This is a genomic window from Bacteroides reticulotermitis JCM 10512 (assembly GCF_000517545.1).
Lineage (GTDB): Bacteria > Bacteroidota > Bacteroidia > Bacteroidales > Bacteroidaceae > Bacteroides > Bacteroides reticulotermitis.
In genome coordinates, this window is record NZ_BAIV01000043.1 from 1 (window position 1) to 16,521 (window position 16,521).

Here is a 16,521-nt window from a genome sequence, read left to right on the forward strand (position 1 = left end):
CGTCCACATATAGGTGGTCGATGCCCATGTGTTTGAAATCGACCGTATCATCCTTACGGTTTTCGATGGTGTGCATAACCGTTTGCAGTTTGGCTTCCAGATTAAGTTTGCGCCGTATGCAGCCTTTCAGCATGACACGGGAAACTTCCTTGCCCTGGTCTTTGAGTACCTGCAAATTTTCCTCAACGCTATCGAGTTCGGTCTGCAATATTTCCCGTTGCAGTTCCGGGGATTGCGGTATCTTGGCAAACTGTTCGTGTGTCAATATTACGGCATCCCAATCGTTGTTCTTTATCTCGCGGAAGATACTCTCCCTGTTTTTGGGAGTAAAATCTTCCTTGCCGGGGTAAAGAACCTTTGCGTTAGGATAGGCGGTACAAAAAGTCTTGGCAATCTCATGAATATTGGCTTTTAAGCTGTAATCATGGGCTTGTTGGCTAATCCGAGCCTTTTTTTCTCCATTGCCCCGCAGCACATAATCAGGGTTTTCCCACCTCCGACCTCGTGGTCGCAAATATTCCCGCCCAATAGCTTATCCATCCAGACGGCATCTTTCTGACTTTTATAGAGGTCTTTTATACCCAACCCTCTCAGGTCAAGCCCCGGAAAGGTCTGGTGTGAGCCGTCGTAGTTGGGGCGCACAAAACAGTTAAACGTGCGGTTATAGCGGTCGGCCAACCTGTCCTTAAACTCCGGCGACTGGTCGCGCAGCCAGTCGGAAAAGCCGCTACGTATCTCGTCTATTTTGGAATTGGCGAGTTGTATGGCTTCCGGATCGCGAACTTTGACCTCCTGCATCTTCCCGTCGATGAGTTTATTTACCTTTTTGGTAATGTCGGGAGAAGTATTTTGCAGGGCGTGTTTCATCAGGTGTATGCCGTTAAATGTACGGCTCTGTGATTTCACGGCAAATTGGTCGGTTATTTTTACGTTCGTCCTGTCAGCCTTTACGCTGTACTCGTCGATGTTGGCTGCGAAATTTATCGAAACATCCGTATCGAACAGGTGCGATGCGTATTTTTCGTAAATACCTTTAGGAATCCACCTCTCTCCGAAATTAAAATCAAGGTCGTCGAACGCGATAGGTTTCGGGGTGGCTTCCCGAAGTGCCTGCAGGGATTCTTCCGCCGCAGTGTGCGAGGGTTATCCCGCAGAAAACGCTCCACCCCGTCGGCTTTCTCTATAACATTTCCGGCTATGTATTTATCGGCAATCTCATAGCCGTTAATTTCCGGGTTGAAATAAATACTGCCGTGCAGTTCTTCCAAAACATTATCTTTCGTTCCTCCGGTAAGCCCTGCCATATATTCCAGGTTTACCCCGGCATATTTGTTCAGGCTGGCGACCAATGCTTCACGGGCATCGGTAGCTTCGGTAATTTCATTGGGGTTGAACGCTACCGGATGATGGAAAATATCGGCTTTCTGCGCCACCCCGTCAATGTAGCGTTCGAGCGAAAGGATTTCTGTTCCCCGCGCGTCCATTTTAATCAAGTCGAGGTTTTTCTTCTCGTTCAGCCGACCGAAACGGTCTGTGAAATTATCGTACAGGTGGTTTAGCATCTCCCTGAGAGCAGGGTTAGCTTCCAACCGTTCGGCTTCGTTCTGGTAGAGGTGATAATAGGTATCACGTATTTCAACGTAGATAGAGGCTTTCCTTTCCTGTGTTTCGGTCAGTTCCAACGGATGAAACATAGGCTGTAAGCCGTCCATATCCCTCAAATAGCCGATGCGGTTATGTTCGTCCGAAACGAGCGATCCCTCACGGTAATGCGGTAGTATTTCCGCTTTGAACGGGATAGGTTTCAGGTATTCTTCCTGTTCCTGTTCGCGCCGGAGCGCTTCTTGCTGCTCCGCTCTGCGGGCATCCTCAACCGGATAAACAAGCGGTGTATTCTCCGATGTTGTTTGTCCTGACTGTTGCTCCTTTTCCTTGCGTGCGATGCTTTCAAGTATCATTTCCTCGCGCCAGTCTATAAAGCGGTCTTCCTGTTTGCTTTGTTTCGGCTTGGCTGTTTTCTTTCGTCGGCGGGGACGGCTTACCTGACTGCGTTCTTCTTCGGAAAAGCCGAACAAGTCATAAAGGGTTATCAGCGGCTCTTGTTGTACGTTTATCTGTGGGGTAGCTCCGTAGTCGGCTTTGCAAGAATAGTGGGGTCGTCCATATCAAACAGCGTTCCGCTGAAATTACCCGCCGAAGCTGTCTGTACGCTTTGCTTCGGCTTCGTAGTCGCCTGGGCTTGAGCTTCCGGTACAGGCTCAATAATGCCGTAGTCTTCCGGCTGTGGCGGATGTTCTTCCATAAACCGGCGGTCAATTTCATCTGCCATGCTCCAAACTCCGCAAGGTCTTTTGGTGTGGGTTCATCGGCAGGAATATTAGACGGGGATATATCCATAGAAGGCTCCATCTGTGTTATCGGTGTCAGCTCTCCGGTGGTGGTATCAAGATTGTATCCTTCCGCCCGTGCTTTTGCGATAGCATTCTGTTCTTCTGTCGGGATAATTGTTTGGGTATTATCCCGACGGTCTAAATTTTCAAAGTGTTCCTCTACGGCTTGCCAAAACGGATCAAGGTCATCCGGGAATCGTTCTTCCTCCTGTGGTCTTTGCAGGTGTGAGGTGGAAACATCGGCTTCCACTTTGTTTGAAGCACTTGCAATGTCCACTGTTGTACTATGCTCCGCTTTAACTTGCGGAGTAGTTTCGTTCCTGACTTGCGTTTGTTCTGTTTGCTGGGGAGCAAAAGAAAGGTAGCGGTTCAGGTCGAGGTGTTTGGAAAAGTCCTCGACCAGCATCCGTCGCAAGTCTTCGGCGATACCTGTTTCGCCACCGGAATGGGTAAATTCCATTGCGGGTTTGCCATAAGGGTCAGTTCCGACTTTGGCATCGGTTTGGATTACCCGGTCTAACTGTTGGAACAGGTTATTTACGGAAATACCGTTCGAGAGCTTGCGGGATTCGATAAAATCCGTCTGCCGCTCGGTTACGGGATATTCGCCCGGCGGTCGTTTCTGCAATACAATAAGGTCGCTACCTACTTCCGTTCCGGCATGGTCGGTAAACAAATTATTTGGTAATCGTATAGCGGAAACCACATCACACCTGCCAGCAAGCCATTCACGTATGGGGCGGTTCTGTTCAGAGTTAAGAACGCCCTGCGAAGTGATAAAAGCGATGATACCGCCGTCACGGACGGTATCAACCGATTTCATAAAGAAATAATTGTGTAGTGTACGTGTACCCTGCCGACGGGCGGGGTCTTTGTGGGTGGAAAATGCCGGATCAAAAATGGCGACATCCCCGAACGGGATATTGCTGGCTGCCACATCGTAATAGCCGGAATACTTCGGCTCGATGGTTTCGTAACCTTGTACCCTAACTTTATTCTCCGGGCGCAGGTGTTTAAGTATCATACCTGTCATCGGGTCTTTTTCAAAACAGGTTATCTCTGCATCAGGGATGGACTTTCTAAGGCTGTCGGCAAATACGCCTGTTCCGGCGCTGGGATCTATTACCCGAAGGGGCGTAACGCCGCTTTGCGCCAATGATGCAATCAGGGCATCAGCAATAATGGGCGGAGTATAAAAGGCGGATAGTATGGAATCCTTAATACCATCAAAGTGCCGCTTGTACTCCCGTTCGTTCGGGGTATTCTCCCTGAGAACAGTATGCAGTTCTTCAATTAAGGGAGTTAAGGATGTGGTTTTCCCACCATCTTTCGGTAGCGGGTCTATCACTTCCTTAATTGCTCCAAAACCGCTGTATGCCTGCAATATTTGTCTTTCCTCCGGTGTGGCCTTGCGGTTCTCCCGGTCGAGCGTAAGGGCTACCTTTATCGCGTCGATATTCTGGCGAAGGTGCGCCGTTTTATTAAACCGCGCCATCTTCCAGAAGTATTTGGATGGTTCCTGTAAGTTCCGTGTATAAGAGGTCGTATGCAGGAGTGTCGGCAAAATCATCCGTCAGGGTGTATTTTGCCAGCACGTTACCGCATAGCGGTAAGACCTGCAGGGCGACCTTGCGGGCATCGTCTTCGGGTATTTCCACCGGAAACTCGTCCCAAAGTATATTTATAAGGGTGTTGTAAACGGAAAAATGCAAGTCCCGGTATAGTTCGGCGCTTGCCTGTTCTTCCGCTTCAATATGGGTGAGACCGTTTCGGATTGCCTCGCTGTAAACCTCCGCCGCACGGTCGGCACGATTTGTAATAAATGTCTTATCTCCTGCTTTTTCGGGGTGACTGTCGCGCAGATACGATAAGAGGGATAAGCCATAATAGGATAGTTCGCCCTGGGGCGATAGATTTTTCTTTGTCATAACATTGGAATTTTAGTGGTTGAAAATATGGAGAGGAAAAGCGAAAAGGCGCTCCGGATTCCCACCCGAAGCGCCGACCACTAAAATTCCTTTCAAAACACGTCTTAAAAAAACAATGTTATGATTAGAATCTTAATGGCAAAGATACTATTATTTCCGCTTTTTCCCTTTCCCTGCATTACCCGGTTTGTTTTTCGGAAATTCAAAAACGGTCTTATATTCGCTGTCGAAAGCAATAGCGGCATCAAAAGTTCCTCCGGCTTTTTTGTTGAACCCTTTTACCAATCCGGTTTTCCCTTTACCGAAAAGGTCGGATAATTGTGCATCTGTCAGGTCTTTTCCTGCTATGGAACGGAATACCATCAGTCCGCAATCGGGATTCTGGCACTTGGCGACTTTGGGATAAAAAACCACCTGTCCGCTGCATTTAGGGCATTTGCATCCGGCACGGTTACTCGCTCCCTCGATAGAAATGGAGAGCAACTCCGTTGTAATCTGTGCGGCATATACTTCTATACCCTTGTGAAAAGTATCCGCATCCATTTCTCCCAAAGCAATTTTATTCAGTGCGCTTTCCCACTCGCCGGTCATCGAAACATCTGCAATCTTCTTATCCTTAACGGCCAGATACACGGTCAATCCTTTATTGGTGGTACAAGTGATTTTTTCTCGCGTACAATATATTCACGGGAGAATAATGTTTCGATAATGGCTGCACGGGTAGCAGGCGTTCCGATCCCCGATTCTTTGAGAGCTTCACGTTCGGCTTCGTCCGTAACTTCTTTGGAACAGGTCTCCATTGCAGATAATAGACTACCCTCCGTATGCAATGGGCGGGGTTTGGTCTGTTTCTCCAATACGTCGCAACCTTTCATAGGCAGGCTGTCGCCCTGAACGATGTCGGGCAGTACGGTGGCATCTTCCTCTTTTTCTTCTTCCTGTGCGCCAAATACGCCACGCCATCCGGCAGAAAGGATAATACTTCCCCGTGCCGAAAATGTTACTCCGCCACATTCAAGGGAAACAACTGTATTTTCTTTCTTACACTTTTTGGAAAATGCTTCCAACATGCGTCCGGCAACCATTTCATAGATGATGCGTTCATCAGGTGAAAGGTCGCCCGGCTTGTTTTCGGTAATGATGATTGCATGGTGGTCGGTAATCTTCTTGTCGTCCACACTGCGGATATTAAGCGGGGCATTCTCCATTGAAGTGGCATAAGCGGAAAAGCGGGAATAGCTTTTCAAACTATTGAGTAGCTGCGGTATTTCATCGAACACATCGGTGGAAATATAACGGGAACCTGTACGGGGATAGGAAAGTACGGCCTTTTCATAAAGCGTTTGTGCTATCGTGAGGGTTTTATCTGCCGAAAAACCATGTTTGCTGTTGGCTTCTTTCTGCAAAGTGGTTAAGTCATATAATAATGGTGGTTCCTGATTGGCTTCCTTACGTTCCACACTTACCACATTTGCCGTACCGCCGGAGTTTACAAGAGCGTACAATTCATCTGCTTTTGTCTGGGTATCATACTTCTCCAAAGACAGGGCTGAAAAAGAGGTGGCATCTTTAGCTGTATGCAGTTTGAGTTGAAAATAAGTCTGTGGTTTGAAATCCTTATTTTCCAGATAGCGGCTGCATATCATCGCCAATGTGGGTGTTTGAACCCGTCCGAGAGAAAATACACCGCTTCCGGCGGCAATACTTAATGCTTGGCTGGCATTAATTCCCACGGCGTAATCTGCATGGCTGCGAGCGCGGGCGGACAGGTACAGGTTGTCGTAATCGCTGCCCGGACGAAGGTTTTGCAGTCCCTCACGAATGGCACGGTCGGTCAGGCTGCTTATCCAAAGGCGCTCGAACGGTTTTTTACAATCGAGATAATTGTATATAAACCGGAAGATAAGTTCTCCCTCGCGGCCTGCATCGGTCATTACGATGATCCGGTCTGCACGGGAAAATAACTCCTTAATTACGTTTAGCTGTTTCATTACGCCAGGGTCATTCTTATACTCTTTGCCCTCTTTGACCTGTCGGGGTTGAAGGATAAACTCTTTGGGAAGTATCGGCAGGTTCTCCGCCTTAAACCCCGTGAAACCGTAGGCTTCGGGCATGGCAAGTCCGACCAGATGACCGAAGGCCCACGTAACGGCATAACCGTTGCCTTCCATATAGCCGTCTTTCTTTGTTGTTGCACCCACGATAACTGCTATTTCACGTGCTACGCTGGGCTTCTCAGCAATACATACTTTCATTGTGATTTATTTTTAAATTATTATTGATAAATGAATTAGGAAACTCCACGGCTTTTCCTCGCCTTTGGCGCAGACTGGCGGTTTTGGGGATTTTGCCGCTGCTTGTTCTCGTCCTGCTTTTTTTGCTGTCCTTCGGTCGGTTTCTGTTGCCCTTGTTGGAGTGGCTTATCCACTTTCTTGGTCGCTTCGTTGGTTTTGCCTTCGGAATTGACGGCAACCTGCGTTTTGCTCTCGGCGGCGGGCTTCACCGTTGCACCCTGTTTCTTGGCGTAGTCAGGATTCCATTTGTAAAAGTCCAGTTTACCTTTTTCATAGTTTGGTTTCACCCACGCATTGAAAGGTTGATCCTGACCGTCTTTCATCATGGCTTTTACATAAGTGGCTTTTCCCGCTTCCAACGATTTGACCTGTTTTTCGTCCAGTTCAACCCCCAACAGTTTTTTAGGATGAAAACCTCTTTTTGCTTCTCGCCCTGAGAAACCTCTTTCTTTGTTTCCTGACCTTCTGCTTTCTTCTGCTGGCGGATTTCCTTATTCTCTTGGGCATAGCGGTTGCGGTCTAAACCGTCATAGGTAAAGTCAAATTTCTTGTCCGAAGCATTGATTTGAACATACCCGTCGAATTTAGTTCCGCTACGGGAAGTCATGCCCTCAACTAACACTTTTCGTCCTGCCGCAAAGTCCAACTTCTGTCCTTCGGAGAGTTCAATACCTTTAATTTTGTCAATCGGGCCGATCTGATTGACAGGTAATACTTCCAATCCGTTCGTCTGTTTGTCGAGAGTAACATAACAGGGTTCTTTTTTGCCGGGGGTAAGTTCCAATTCAATTACTTTTCCGGCGTTGCCCGTTGTTGTCAGGTTTGCTTTCGCTTCATCATCGAGCAATATCCCTCGCAGGGGCGCATCCAGATTCGGCTTTTCCTGATAGTAGCGAGGAATGGCTTTGATAGAGCCGTCCGGCTGTTCTTCCAGAGAAATACGACCTTTAGTGGGGATACGCATACCGCCCGGCACCATTTCAGGATTCATTTCAATAAGTCCGTTGGACTTGTGGCCGTAGGACATCGCTTTCAAGTGCGGCTCTATCGCTTCCGGCTTAATCCCTTTACGTTCCAAATCTGCCCGGTCGATTTTACTTACGTCCATCGGTTGGAAAGTGGATTGCGAAGTGGTATCTCCACCGCCTTGTTGTACTTTGGGATTCTGCCCCTGTCTGGCTTTCAGTTCGGCAGCCGGATCAATACGGTACTTTTCCAGTTCATCGGCAGGGAAGTTGATTTTGACGAGCTTATTAAAAACGCTCTCGGTCATGATAAAGACTTTACCGACGGTATTGGATAATCCGGAGTGCGCCGGATTGTCTGCTTGTTCCAGCATCTTTTTGAAAAAGGCTTCAATGAAAGAATCGTTCGTGTTCACATTCAGCATATTTGCCATATTCTGCTGTGTGGGATCGGTAGTCTGGATATTACCGTCCTTATCCATGTTGGTCACGGCTTTCAGCTTGCCGCTTTTTGCATCTTCAACGAGCATTACCTTTTTCTCGTTGTTTTTCAATTTTTCGTCCATATATTTTACGAATATTTTAATTAGCACCAATATCGGTGTGAGGGCAAAATTAGATGTAACCAACTGACGGGCAAAGCAATGTTAAGCCACTGGAGGCTTCCGGCGAACAACTGGCGACTTGTGGCATCAAAGTCTTACTGCCGGAGGAAATTAAGCGGACGGTTTTTCTCTTATCGGGGAATATTACTACCTTTGGGGAGAGATATTTTTTAAGGTATGATTGAGCAATTTTATTCTATCGAGCATTTATCGACAGAACAGTTAAGGGAACTGTTTTCATTTTATCGTAACCGGGGATGGGTGGATTACGATTATTACAAGTTGATGCCCGAAGGAGTTACTCCGCCGGAACTTACGGATGAGGAAATAATGTTCAATATGGACGGAGCTAATCCACACAATTACTTTGTGTTCATGGAGGGTATGGAAGATGAAAAAGACGGAATAATGATCGGTTTCGGGCTGACTGATTACCCGTCATTCGGGGCATTCCTGCATTTGGATGAGGGCTGGCTGGATGAGATAGTGGAGAAATACGAGTTGAAAGCGACTAATGTAGGGGTGGATTATTCCTTATTTGGTGGTAAGTAAGTATCTGAATTGATACTGTATAAAATGTATATAAAAACAAGAAACAATGAGTGTACCTGTTTATTTTAATTTAGATCATTCTTTTTTCAAAGAGCCGTTGAGGGTTAGTGTAAACTGGACTTTTCCCTTTTTGCCAAGGGTTGGCGAAACGGTAAGCCCGTGGATATGGATAGAGGAAAAAGAAATATCCCGTGAGAAAATAGAAAAGTTATTGTCATCAGAAGGAATAGACAGTCTAAATGCGGAGGATTTTTCAGGTGAAAATACTTTGAATGACTGGCTTTACGAGGTCGGCATACAGTGTGATACTGTATATAGTATATCTTATTTTAAAAATGATAAGGTCGATCCTTATGAAATATATATACAGATGTACCTGAACGATACCGGAACATATCACAGGTAAGGAGTATGGCGAAAAAGAAACGTCAGGGGCATTACTGTAAAATTTGTGACCAGTGGAAGGCGAATGAAAAATTCTCCGGGAAAGGGCACGCGGCGCATATCTGTAAAGAATGTGCTTTGCTCCCCATTGAAAGGAAGAATGAATTACAGCGTATAAACAAGGTTGACAGAATCTCAGAAAAATTTCGTCTAACGAAAGAAGAATGGGATTTATTGGAAAAATATGCCAAAAACAATAAATACCCTGAATTAAAGGAATATGCCGCCGATGTGTTGGCGCACCACCGCCAAATGAAGGAAGACCGTAAGCCACAGATAGAAGAAATTGCATACAGCGACCTTGAAGATGATTTAAAAGAGGAAATAGAAGAACATTTATATATCGACCTCGATCTTTTTATAGAAGAAAATGGCTTCGTGCCGGAAGAAAAACACCTGAAAAAGATAACCAAAGGAATAATCGACGCATATATAAGGTACTCCCATTTGCGCATAATTCCCGATGATGCTTGGAACGAACAAATGAAACAGGTTTTAGCTACGGTTGTCGCCGACCTTGAAGAAGACGGTATTGTTCCGCAATCATATCAAAGTAGCCTTGTATTGTTGGAGACAGAAAGGTTATGTATCAGTAAGTTTACGAGGGATGACCTCGATTCCTTAAGCCGGATTATGGAAAAACCGGAGGTTATGTACGCTTGGGAACATGGTTTTACCCGTAGTGAAACACGAAAATGGATGAACCGCCAGCTTACCCGGTATAAAAAAGACGGATATGGTTATTTTGCCGTTTTCCTGAAAAAATCAGGAGAACTTATAGGGCAGACTGGACTTATGAAAAACGTTATCGGAGATGATGAAGTTACTGAATTAGGGTTTATATTCGATAATGAATTTTGGGGTAATGGTTATGCTATGGAATCGGCAAAGGCTTGTATTGGGTATGGCTTTGACGAAATTGGACTGAGCCGGATATATTGCAGTATCCGTCCTGAGAACACAGCCTCCATCCATGTTGCCGAAAATTTAGGAATGGCAAAAACAGGAGAGCATATTGTTGTTTATAATGACAAGGATATGCTACATTATATATATAGTTTGGAGAAAAGAACATGAGTGATAAATTCCAATACAGATTATCAGAAAATCAGAAATCAGAAATAGCTCAAAATCTGATTGATATTTTGCAAAAAGATTCGGAGATAACTGCACAGGCCAGAGTGTTCATTGTTAATTGGTGTCGTACCGATGCCTCCGAAAAGAGAAAAGCCTTTTTCGATGTGTGGGAGATTGTCTTAAAGAACTATTTGCCTGAAACAAGGCCAATTTTATTTCGGGCTTGTGGAAAGATCGGTAAAAATGGTAAGATAGCCAGTTTTACAGGGCGCTTAGAATGTACATGGAGATTCAGCAGAGGTAAAGGTTCTTTAATTGCTTGCGATACGAAAGAAACACTCTTATTGGAAGAACAATATTATCAACAGGGACAATATAAACATACATTTTATCCTCTTATCGGTGTATTGGAAAAAGCTAAGGCTTCCGGAGGATGGGGATTTACTGAAAGATTTTTGGACGAATTTATCGGTGAAGATGAATATATAATGAGGATTAGTTTAGGGAGTATGCACTGCTTTAGGTGGGTAAACAATGACTTCTGAAAAGACAGATATTTAAGCATTACACGAAAGTCAAAATAAAGAGCCGTAATCAGATTAAGATTGCGGCTCTTGTTATTTATTCCTCATTCGGTAATAGGTGGCAGAGTATCGGGTCGTTCTTTATCCTTTCCAATTCGTCATCGACGGTTTGGCGGATTTCTGCTTTGATGCGGTCGTAATTCTCCTTAATCATTTCCTTCATGCGATCAACGCCGTTCTCATCGACAAAGTTAGTGATAACGGGTATTTGCTGATATTTGGCGGTTTCCCTTTTTACCCGTTCGTTATCTACTACTATTTCGGCATGGAAAATCTTTTGCTCTATCCGTTCATCGAAATTATCCGCGATTGCACCCACGAACATGCCTTGGGTTAGATTGGCTATCTTGCTGGCGGGGATCAGGCTGTCGAGTTGCGTGGATATGGATGTAGACTTGTCGTTGCGATTGATCGTCATAGACTGGCGCTTCTGCAATACTTTTCCGAAACGCTCTGAAAGATTTTTAGCTGTGTCGCCGACTACCTGACCGCTGAAAATATTGCCTACCGTGTTCATTACTACGGCGGCCTCTTTATCTCCATAATCGCGCTTTAGCTGTGAAAAATCCTGAAAACCCAACAGCACGGCAACCTTGTTGCTTCGTGCGGTGGCTATCAGGTTATCCAAACCTTTGAAATAAATTGTTGGCAACTCGTCAATCACAACACTGCTTTTTAGTTGCCCTTTTTTGTTGATGAGCTTCACAATACGGCTGTTATAAAGGCCGAGTGCTGCCCCGTAAATGTTTTGGCGGTCGGGATTATTGCCTACACAGAGTATCTTAGGTTCGTCCGGATTGTTTATATCCAGCGAAAATTCATCGCCCGACATAACCCAATAAAGCTGTGGGGAAATCATACGGGAAAGCGGGATTTTAGCCGATGCGATCTGGCCCTGCAACTGCTCGGCAGCGCCACCGAGCCACGCATCCATAAACGGGGAGAGATAGTTTTCCAACTCCGGATAAGAGGTAAGGATAGGAAAAATATCTTCATATCGTTTGTTCAAAAATTCGATGGCGTGCGGGAAAGTACAATAAATACCATCCTTGTAAATTCTTAAATACCAGATGATAGCGGCAAACAATACGATAGGCGATTCTACAAAAAAGTCGCCCTGCTTGGTTACCCATGTGCGGTTCAAGTTCAACATAATGGTATAGGCTGATTCATAAGCATCGGCTATATCATTCATAAATACCGGATTAAGTGGGTTACAGCGGTGCGAGCGTGAAGGATCGTCAAAATTTATCACAAAAAAAGTAGGCACTTTTTTTATAACCGCCCTGATTGTTTAACAGGTGGTTATAGGCTATTGTGGAGAGGTCGGGGTACTTGAAGTCATAACAATAGAGTGAGTAACCTTTTTCTATTTGTTGCTTTATGTATTGATTAACGACGGCATAACTCTTGCCCGATCCGGGCGTGCCTAACACAATGGAAGCCTGAACGGGTTTACCACATTAATCCAACCATTATTCCATTTCTTTCTGTAATAAAAACGCGTGGGCAGGTTTACCGAATACTCATTCTCCATCAGGCGGGTTTCCTGTTGAAAGGATTCGTTCTCAACATTAAAAACGTCATCCATCATGTTGTTTTTGAGCAGGCGCGACATCCATGCCCCACTTATTAATAGGAAAATGTATCCGATGGACATTGTAAGGATATAAAATCCGGTATTGGCTTCCAGCGGTAATGGCAGATAGAGCAACCACCAATTAAAGAAAAACAGCACGAACCCGGCTGACAGGAACACAATGATTTTGTTCCAAGTGATTTTTTCTTCCTTTACCCCTTTTGTTCCCAAACAGGAAAGGGCGAGAAAGACAACGGTAAAGAGTTTAGTCCAAAGGATGTTGTGGAATAAACCTGCCGTGCGGTCGAAATTAATGAGTATTTTATCGACTACGCCGATGTTGATACCCCAATTTACCATCTGCTGGTAACAAAACCAGTAGATGTTGATTACTACAAATAAAATACTGAGGGCACGCATAAAGTCCATGACTTTAGCCAATCCACGAAGATCGTCTTCTTGTTGCATAATATTTCACTTTTATGGGTTTGAAAAGCGAAATTAAGATGTAGAAAGGTATAATCAATTGATATTTAGCGGTGTAGCAGCTTTAGGTATTAATGTGGCGACTTTTGTCTTAACGGCATAAAAAAAGTCCGTATTTTGCTTTACAGAGCAAATACAGACTAAGTAGTAAATCAGCTATAATTTATTCTTTCACTCTTTTTTTAGAATAGAACTTTGTCGCATCCGGTGAAAGGAAAAAATCGAATGTTTCGGTTGCCCTTTTCTTGGTTAGTGGTTCGTCGATTGTATAAGTACAGCGGACTACGACTGTCAATATTTCGTTTGCATCCCTATTTTCATATTTTGGAAGTTCGTTCGGTACACTTTTTCTAAGCGCATCAATCCGTTGGTTTGTTTTGTCGATGCTGGATTGATAAGAGTCTATCATTACTTTGGAAGGTCTGTTGGCAGCTTTTGCTTTTTCAATGCTTTCAGTAAATACACTGAGCGTTTTTTCAAGCGATGCCATTTGCTTCTCCTTCTCTGTATTAAAATTATCAGTAATAATTTTGATACTGTCAGCAACGCTTATCTGTCTGATTTCCTTCAATTCGTTTACCTTAAAATTAAGGTCGATTTTTACACCTCCATCTGTTTGTACAACATCAGCAATCAGTTTTTCGTAATTATTTGTCGTACCTCCGCAAGAGAACAACAATGTGAATAATAGTAATAATAAAAGATTTCTCATATCTCTATGTTTTTAAGTTAGTTATCATCATTTCTTATCATTGTCTTTATCTTTGTTTTTCCCTCCCGGCTTGGTATTCTCCATCCGCTTACGTATCTCTTCCTGCAAGCGATCAAGGAAAGGCGTAGGTTGATTGCGGATTCGCATATCATAGAAATTCCGGGCAATATTATTACCCAGATCAATATTGAATATGCTCTCGAAATAGGCGGCGATTTGTATCAAGGGTATTTTACCGTTGTTGAAACACCCTTCTGTATCTAATGCGTAGATCATTTCGATGAGATCGGTTTTACTTCCAGTCCAGGTTAACTTCACTTTGGGGAAAGATGTATTGCTGGGTTTCTGCATATAATTATCCAGTGCTTCCAGCTCCAAAAGAAGATATGCCTGCAACATATCGTTTGCCATGACCTTAGCAACCTTGAAATCCGCATTGGTCGAAAACTGCGGATCGCGTTCGTAATAGAACGTTTCGAGATATTGCTCCGTGTCAGGCTGGCCGCGAACGAAATAAGCGGCATCGAGATACGTTGCGCCGGAACGGTAATAACGGTAAAAATCCAGTATCTTGTCGTTAAAATCTTGAATAACGTCCAGTTTCTTTTTTAGGTACTCCTTTTGCGCCTCCACGCTGCCAACCGGACGGTGCATTTCGGTATTATATACTTTTCGGTAATAGATCAGGTGGCAGAATATTTTAGGTTTTACCTCTTTGAAAAATAATATCTCCTCGTCCTCATCCTGAAACTTATATGCTATGATAAATTCCTTTAACCGGTCAAAAGCATTTCCCAAGACGTGAGAGGCATCGAGAGATTTTTTCAGAACATTCTTATCCTCGGCTTCGATCTGTTGTATCTTCTGTCTGATATCCTTCTGTAGTTTTTCGACAAAATTTATCATCGTGTATTTATTTCAAGTTATGATTCTTTATATTTAGATTCAGAATCAAAAGTTATTTAACTTATAAACCCATACCTCCTGAAACTTCAATCCGTTGTGCTGTAATCCAACGAGCATTATCAGTGCATAAAAAGGCAACAACCCCTCCTATGTCATCCGGTTCTCCAACCCGACCAAATTCGGTAAATGCTTTGATATTTGCATTATATCCGGCATTATCCCTGATAATTCCTCTTACAAAGTCGGTAGCAATTGGGCTGGAAGCCACTGCGTTTACTCTGTAATTTCCCGCTGCTTTTAGATAGATCGTCTGCACCCATATATTCTTAGAATAATAAATTAATGATTGCACCTATTGCAAAAATGATTACCCCCATACATACAACGAGTAAAGTAGTCATTTTCTTGCCAAGAAACTTAGCCGTAATCACAATAGATGATATACATACGGAAGAAGATGCCAACGAAAAAACCATAGAAGAACCTATCGTAAGGTCGGTAAATTCCAACAAAGGTTTCATTATTAACATATCAGCGCCATTACAAACAAAAATAGGAATCCCGACTACTAACATAATCAGCATGGATAACCATTGGTTGCTGAAATTGAAAAAAGAAAGAATTTGTTTCGGATTAAACAGTTCTAACGATAAAGTGATTAAACCGTCGACAAGAATATACGGCATGATTTGTTTCATCAACAACATGGTTTTCACAAAAATATCCTGTGTAAATGCGGTACAACCACCTGACGGATTGCATGATTCGTATTTGCCATATTCTTCCTTAAAAAACTTTTTGCTAATCCATTCAACCATTATACCTCCACCCATTGCCAAGACAAATGATGCGACTATTCGTATAATAGCATATTGTACCCCTAATAAGCTGAATGACATGATGACGATAAACGGATTTAGCAGTGGCGCAGTAATGATAAATGTGATAATCGTCCGCAACGAACATCTTTGTTTCATTACTTCGATTAAAGGTATCGCACCACACGAACATATCGGAAGTACAGCACCGTAGGCGAAGGCTAATAATTGATTTTTAGGAAAAAACCGTTTCAATTTGTGGCTGTATTTCTCAACAATCGCTCCTGCAAAAATACCTATTAAGACAATAAAAGTGGTTTCGATAAAATATTCCCAGCAAAGGAACAGCCAACGAGGCAACGTTTTGTAAACAATACATAGCACTTCTCTATTCATTGAATGAATACCGTTGACGTTGGCATATATCATATCTGCAAGAATAATCGCCAATGCAGTCCAAACCATTACTCGTGCCAACAGCGGATTTATCGGCTCTTTTCTTTTTATTTTTGTTGTTTCCATATTTATGAGTTGTATTTAAATTTTTCTTGTTGAGATATAGATTGCTTGTCGTTACGCCTGAAAATCGTGAGTATGGCTTCTTTATTTTTATTTCCTTTGATAACCAATGAGATTTCTTTTTGCCAAAATCCCTTTTTAATTTCTTCCCATTCCGATTGACTGATAATCGAGATACCTTTTTGGAATAACTTTGTCGTTTTCATTCCGTCAATACAGGTTTCTTCGGGCGCTTTAATCTGAATGAGAAGTTGTATTGTGTCGCCGATATTATAAATCGTTTTTTCTCCTTTAAGATATTGAATATTAGCTTGTCCGAATGTATTCAAAGACAGGATAAAAAGGAAAAAGAGTAATATAATGGGTTTTAGCATGTTCATTCGGAATCTGGTATTGCGTAAATCGCTTTCTCGTAACATGCACTTAGGCATCTTCCGCAACCGATACATTCCTCTTTATTGATAACAGCTTTCCCATTTACTATGGAAATAGCATCTTGAGGACAAACCGAAAGGCATTTTTTGCATCCGGTGCACTTCGGTTCATTTACCGCATAAAGAACGTCATCAAGAACTTCGCATGAATCCAAAATGGCAATTGAAGTCGCCGAAATGATTACAGCGAAAATAATACTTTTAAGGAATTTCATTTTTGTTTTCATA

13 protein-coding genes and 3 pseudogenes are annotated in these 16,521 nt (G+C 43.5%); 4 read left to right on the plus strand and 12 right to left on the minus strand.

Annotated features, from left to right (window positions below):
• The 5 genes and pseudogenes from JCM10512_RS22210 to JCM10512_RS19455 all read right to left on the minus strand — a co-directional run.
• A pseudogene (locus JCM10512_RS22210) lies at positions 1-3,885 on the minus strand (helicase-like domain-containing protein); the annotation flags it as partial.
• Positions 3,872-4,318, minus strand: a complete 447-nt coding sequence (locus JCM10512_RS19445; RefSeq protein ID WP_044165473.1) for a DUF1896 domain-containing protein — start codon at positions 4,316-4,318, stop codon at positions 3,872-3,874. The gene JCM10512_RS19445 and the pseudogene JCM10512_RS22210, both read right to left, overlap by 14 nt.
• 150 nt (positions 4,319-4,468) lie before the next feature.
• Positions 4,469-6,573, minus strand: a pseudogene (locus JCM10512_RS19450) (type IA DNA topoisomerase).
• Between the two features lie 35 nt (positions 6,574-6,608).
• Positions 6,609-6,971, minus strand: a complete 363-nt coding sequence (locus JCM10512_RS24345) for a hypothetical protein (protein ID WP_244437335.1) — start codon at positions 6,969-6,971, stop codon at positions 6,609-6,611.
• Complete coding sequence (locus tag JCM10512_RS19455; RefSeq protein WP_244437337.1) at positions 6,944-8,143, minus strand: DUF3945 domain-containing protein; 1,200 nt, start codon at positions 8,141-8,143, stop codon at positions 6,944-6,946. Before JCM10512_RS19455 ends, JCM10512_RS24345 begins: the two co-directional genes overlap by 28 nt.
• A gap of 216 nt (positions 8,144-8,359) precedes the next feature.
• Here JCM10512_RS19455 and JCM10512_RS19460 point away from each other — a divergent pair, with 216 nt between their 5' ends.
• From JCM10512_RS19460 to JCM10512_RS19475, 4 genes are read left to right on the plus strand one after another with little or no spacing between them, the layout of a single operon-like run.
• Entirely contained in the window at positions 8,360-8,734 is a 375-nt protein-coding gene (locus JCM10512_RS19460; protein WP_044165475.1) for a hypothetical protein, read from the plus strand.
• Between the two features lie 46 nt (positions 8,735-8,780).
• Positions 8,781-9,140: a hypothetical protein gene (locus tag JCM10512_RS19465; protein WP_044165477.1), complete on the plus strand. Its 360-nt coding sequence runs from the start codon at positions 8,781-8,783 to the stop codon at positions 9,138-9,140.
• A gap of 5 nt (positions 9,141-9,145) precedes the next feature.
• Positions 9,146-10,255 carry a GNAT family N-acetyltransferase gene (locus tag JCM10512_RS22215; RefSeq protein ID WP_081741519.1) on the plus strand — a complete coding sequence of 370 codons (1,110 nt, stop codon included), beginning with the start codon at positions 9,146-9,148 and terminating at the stop codon, positions 10,253-10,255.
• Positions 10,252-10,800, plus strand: a complete 549-nt coding sequence (locus JCM10512_RS19475; RefSeq protein WP_244437338.1) for a hypothetical protein — start codon at positions 10,252-10,254, stop codon at positions 10,798-10,800. The genes JCM10512_RS22215 and JCM10512_RS19475 overlap by 4 nt, the downstream gene beginning before the upstream one ends.
• A gap of 76 nt (positions 10,801-10,876) precedes the next feature.
• On the opposite strand, the pseudogene mobC reads toward JCM10512_RS19475, so the two are convergent.
• The 7 genes and pseudogenes from mobC to JCM10512_RS19510 all read right to left on the minus strand — a co-directional run bounded on the left by mobC (position 10,877) and on the right by JCM10512_RS19510 (position 16,520).
• Positions 10,877-12,886, minus strand: a pseudogene (gene mobC, locus JCM10512_RS19480) (conjugal transfer protein MobC).
• 181 nt (positions 12,887-13,067) lie between these two features.
• The gene (locus tag JCM10512_RS19485; protein ID WP_148298482.1) at positions 13,068-13,616 is read right to left on the minus strand and encodes a hypothetical protein; all 549 of its coding nucleotides are present in this window, start codon (positions 13,614-13,616) and stop codon (positions 13,068-13,070) included.
• A 27-nt stretch (positions 13,617-13,643) separates the two neighbouring features.
• Positions 13,644-14,522: an RteC domain-containing protein gene (locus JCM10512_RS19490; RefSeq protein ID WP_044165479.1), complete on the minus strand. Its 879-nt coding sequence runs from the start codon at positions 14,520-14,522 to the stop codon at positions 13,644-13,646.
• A gap of 61 nt (positions 14,523-14,583) precedes the next feature.
• On the minus strand, positions 14,584-14,838 hold the full coding sequence (locus JCM10512_RS19495; protein WP_044165480.1) for an SDR family oxidoreductase: 255 nt from the start codon (positions 14,836-14,838) through the stop codon (positions 14,584-14,586).
• A 10-nt stretch (positions 14,839-14,848) separates the two neighbouring features.
• Positions 14,849-15,862, minus strand: a complete 1,014-nt coding sequence (locus JCM10512_RS19500) for a permease (RefSeq protein ID WP_044165483.1) — start codon at positions 15,860-15,862, stop codon at positions 14,849-14,851.
• A 2-nt stretch (positions 15,863-15,864) separates the two neighbouring features.
• Positions 15,865-16,188 (minus strand): hypothetical protein, encoded by a 324-nt coding sequence (locus JCM10512_RS19505; RefSeq protein WP_148298483.1) that lies wholly within the window; start codon positions 16,186-16,188, stop codon positions 15,865-15,867.
• 47 nt (positions 16,189-16,235) lie between these two features.
• A complete protein-coding gene (locus tag JCM10512_RS19510; protein WP_081741525.1) occupies positions 16,236-16,520 on the minus strand; it encodes a DUF362 domain-containing protein in 285 nt (94 codons plus the stop codon).
• Position 16,521 lies beyond the last annotated feature (1 nt).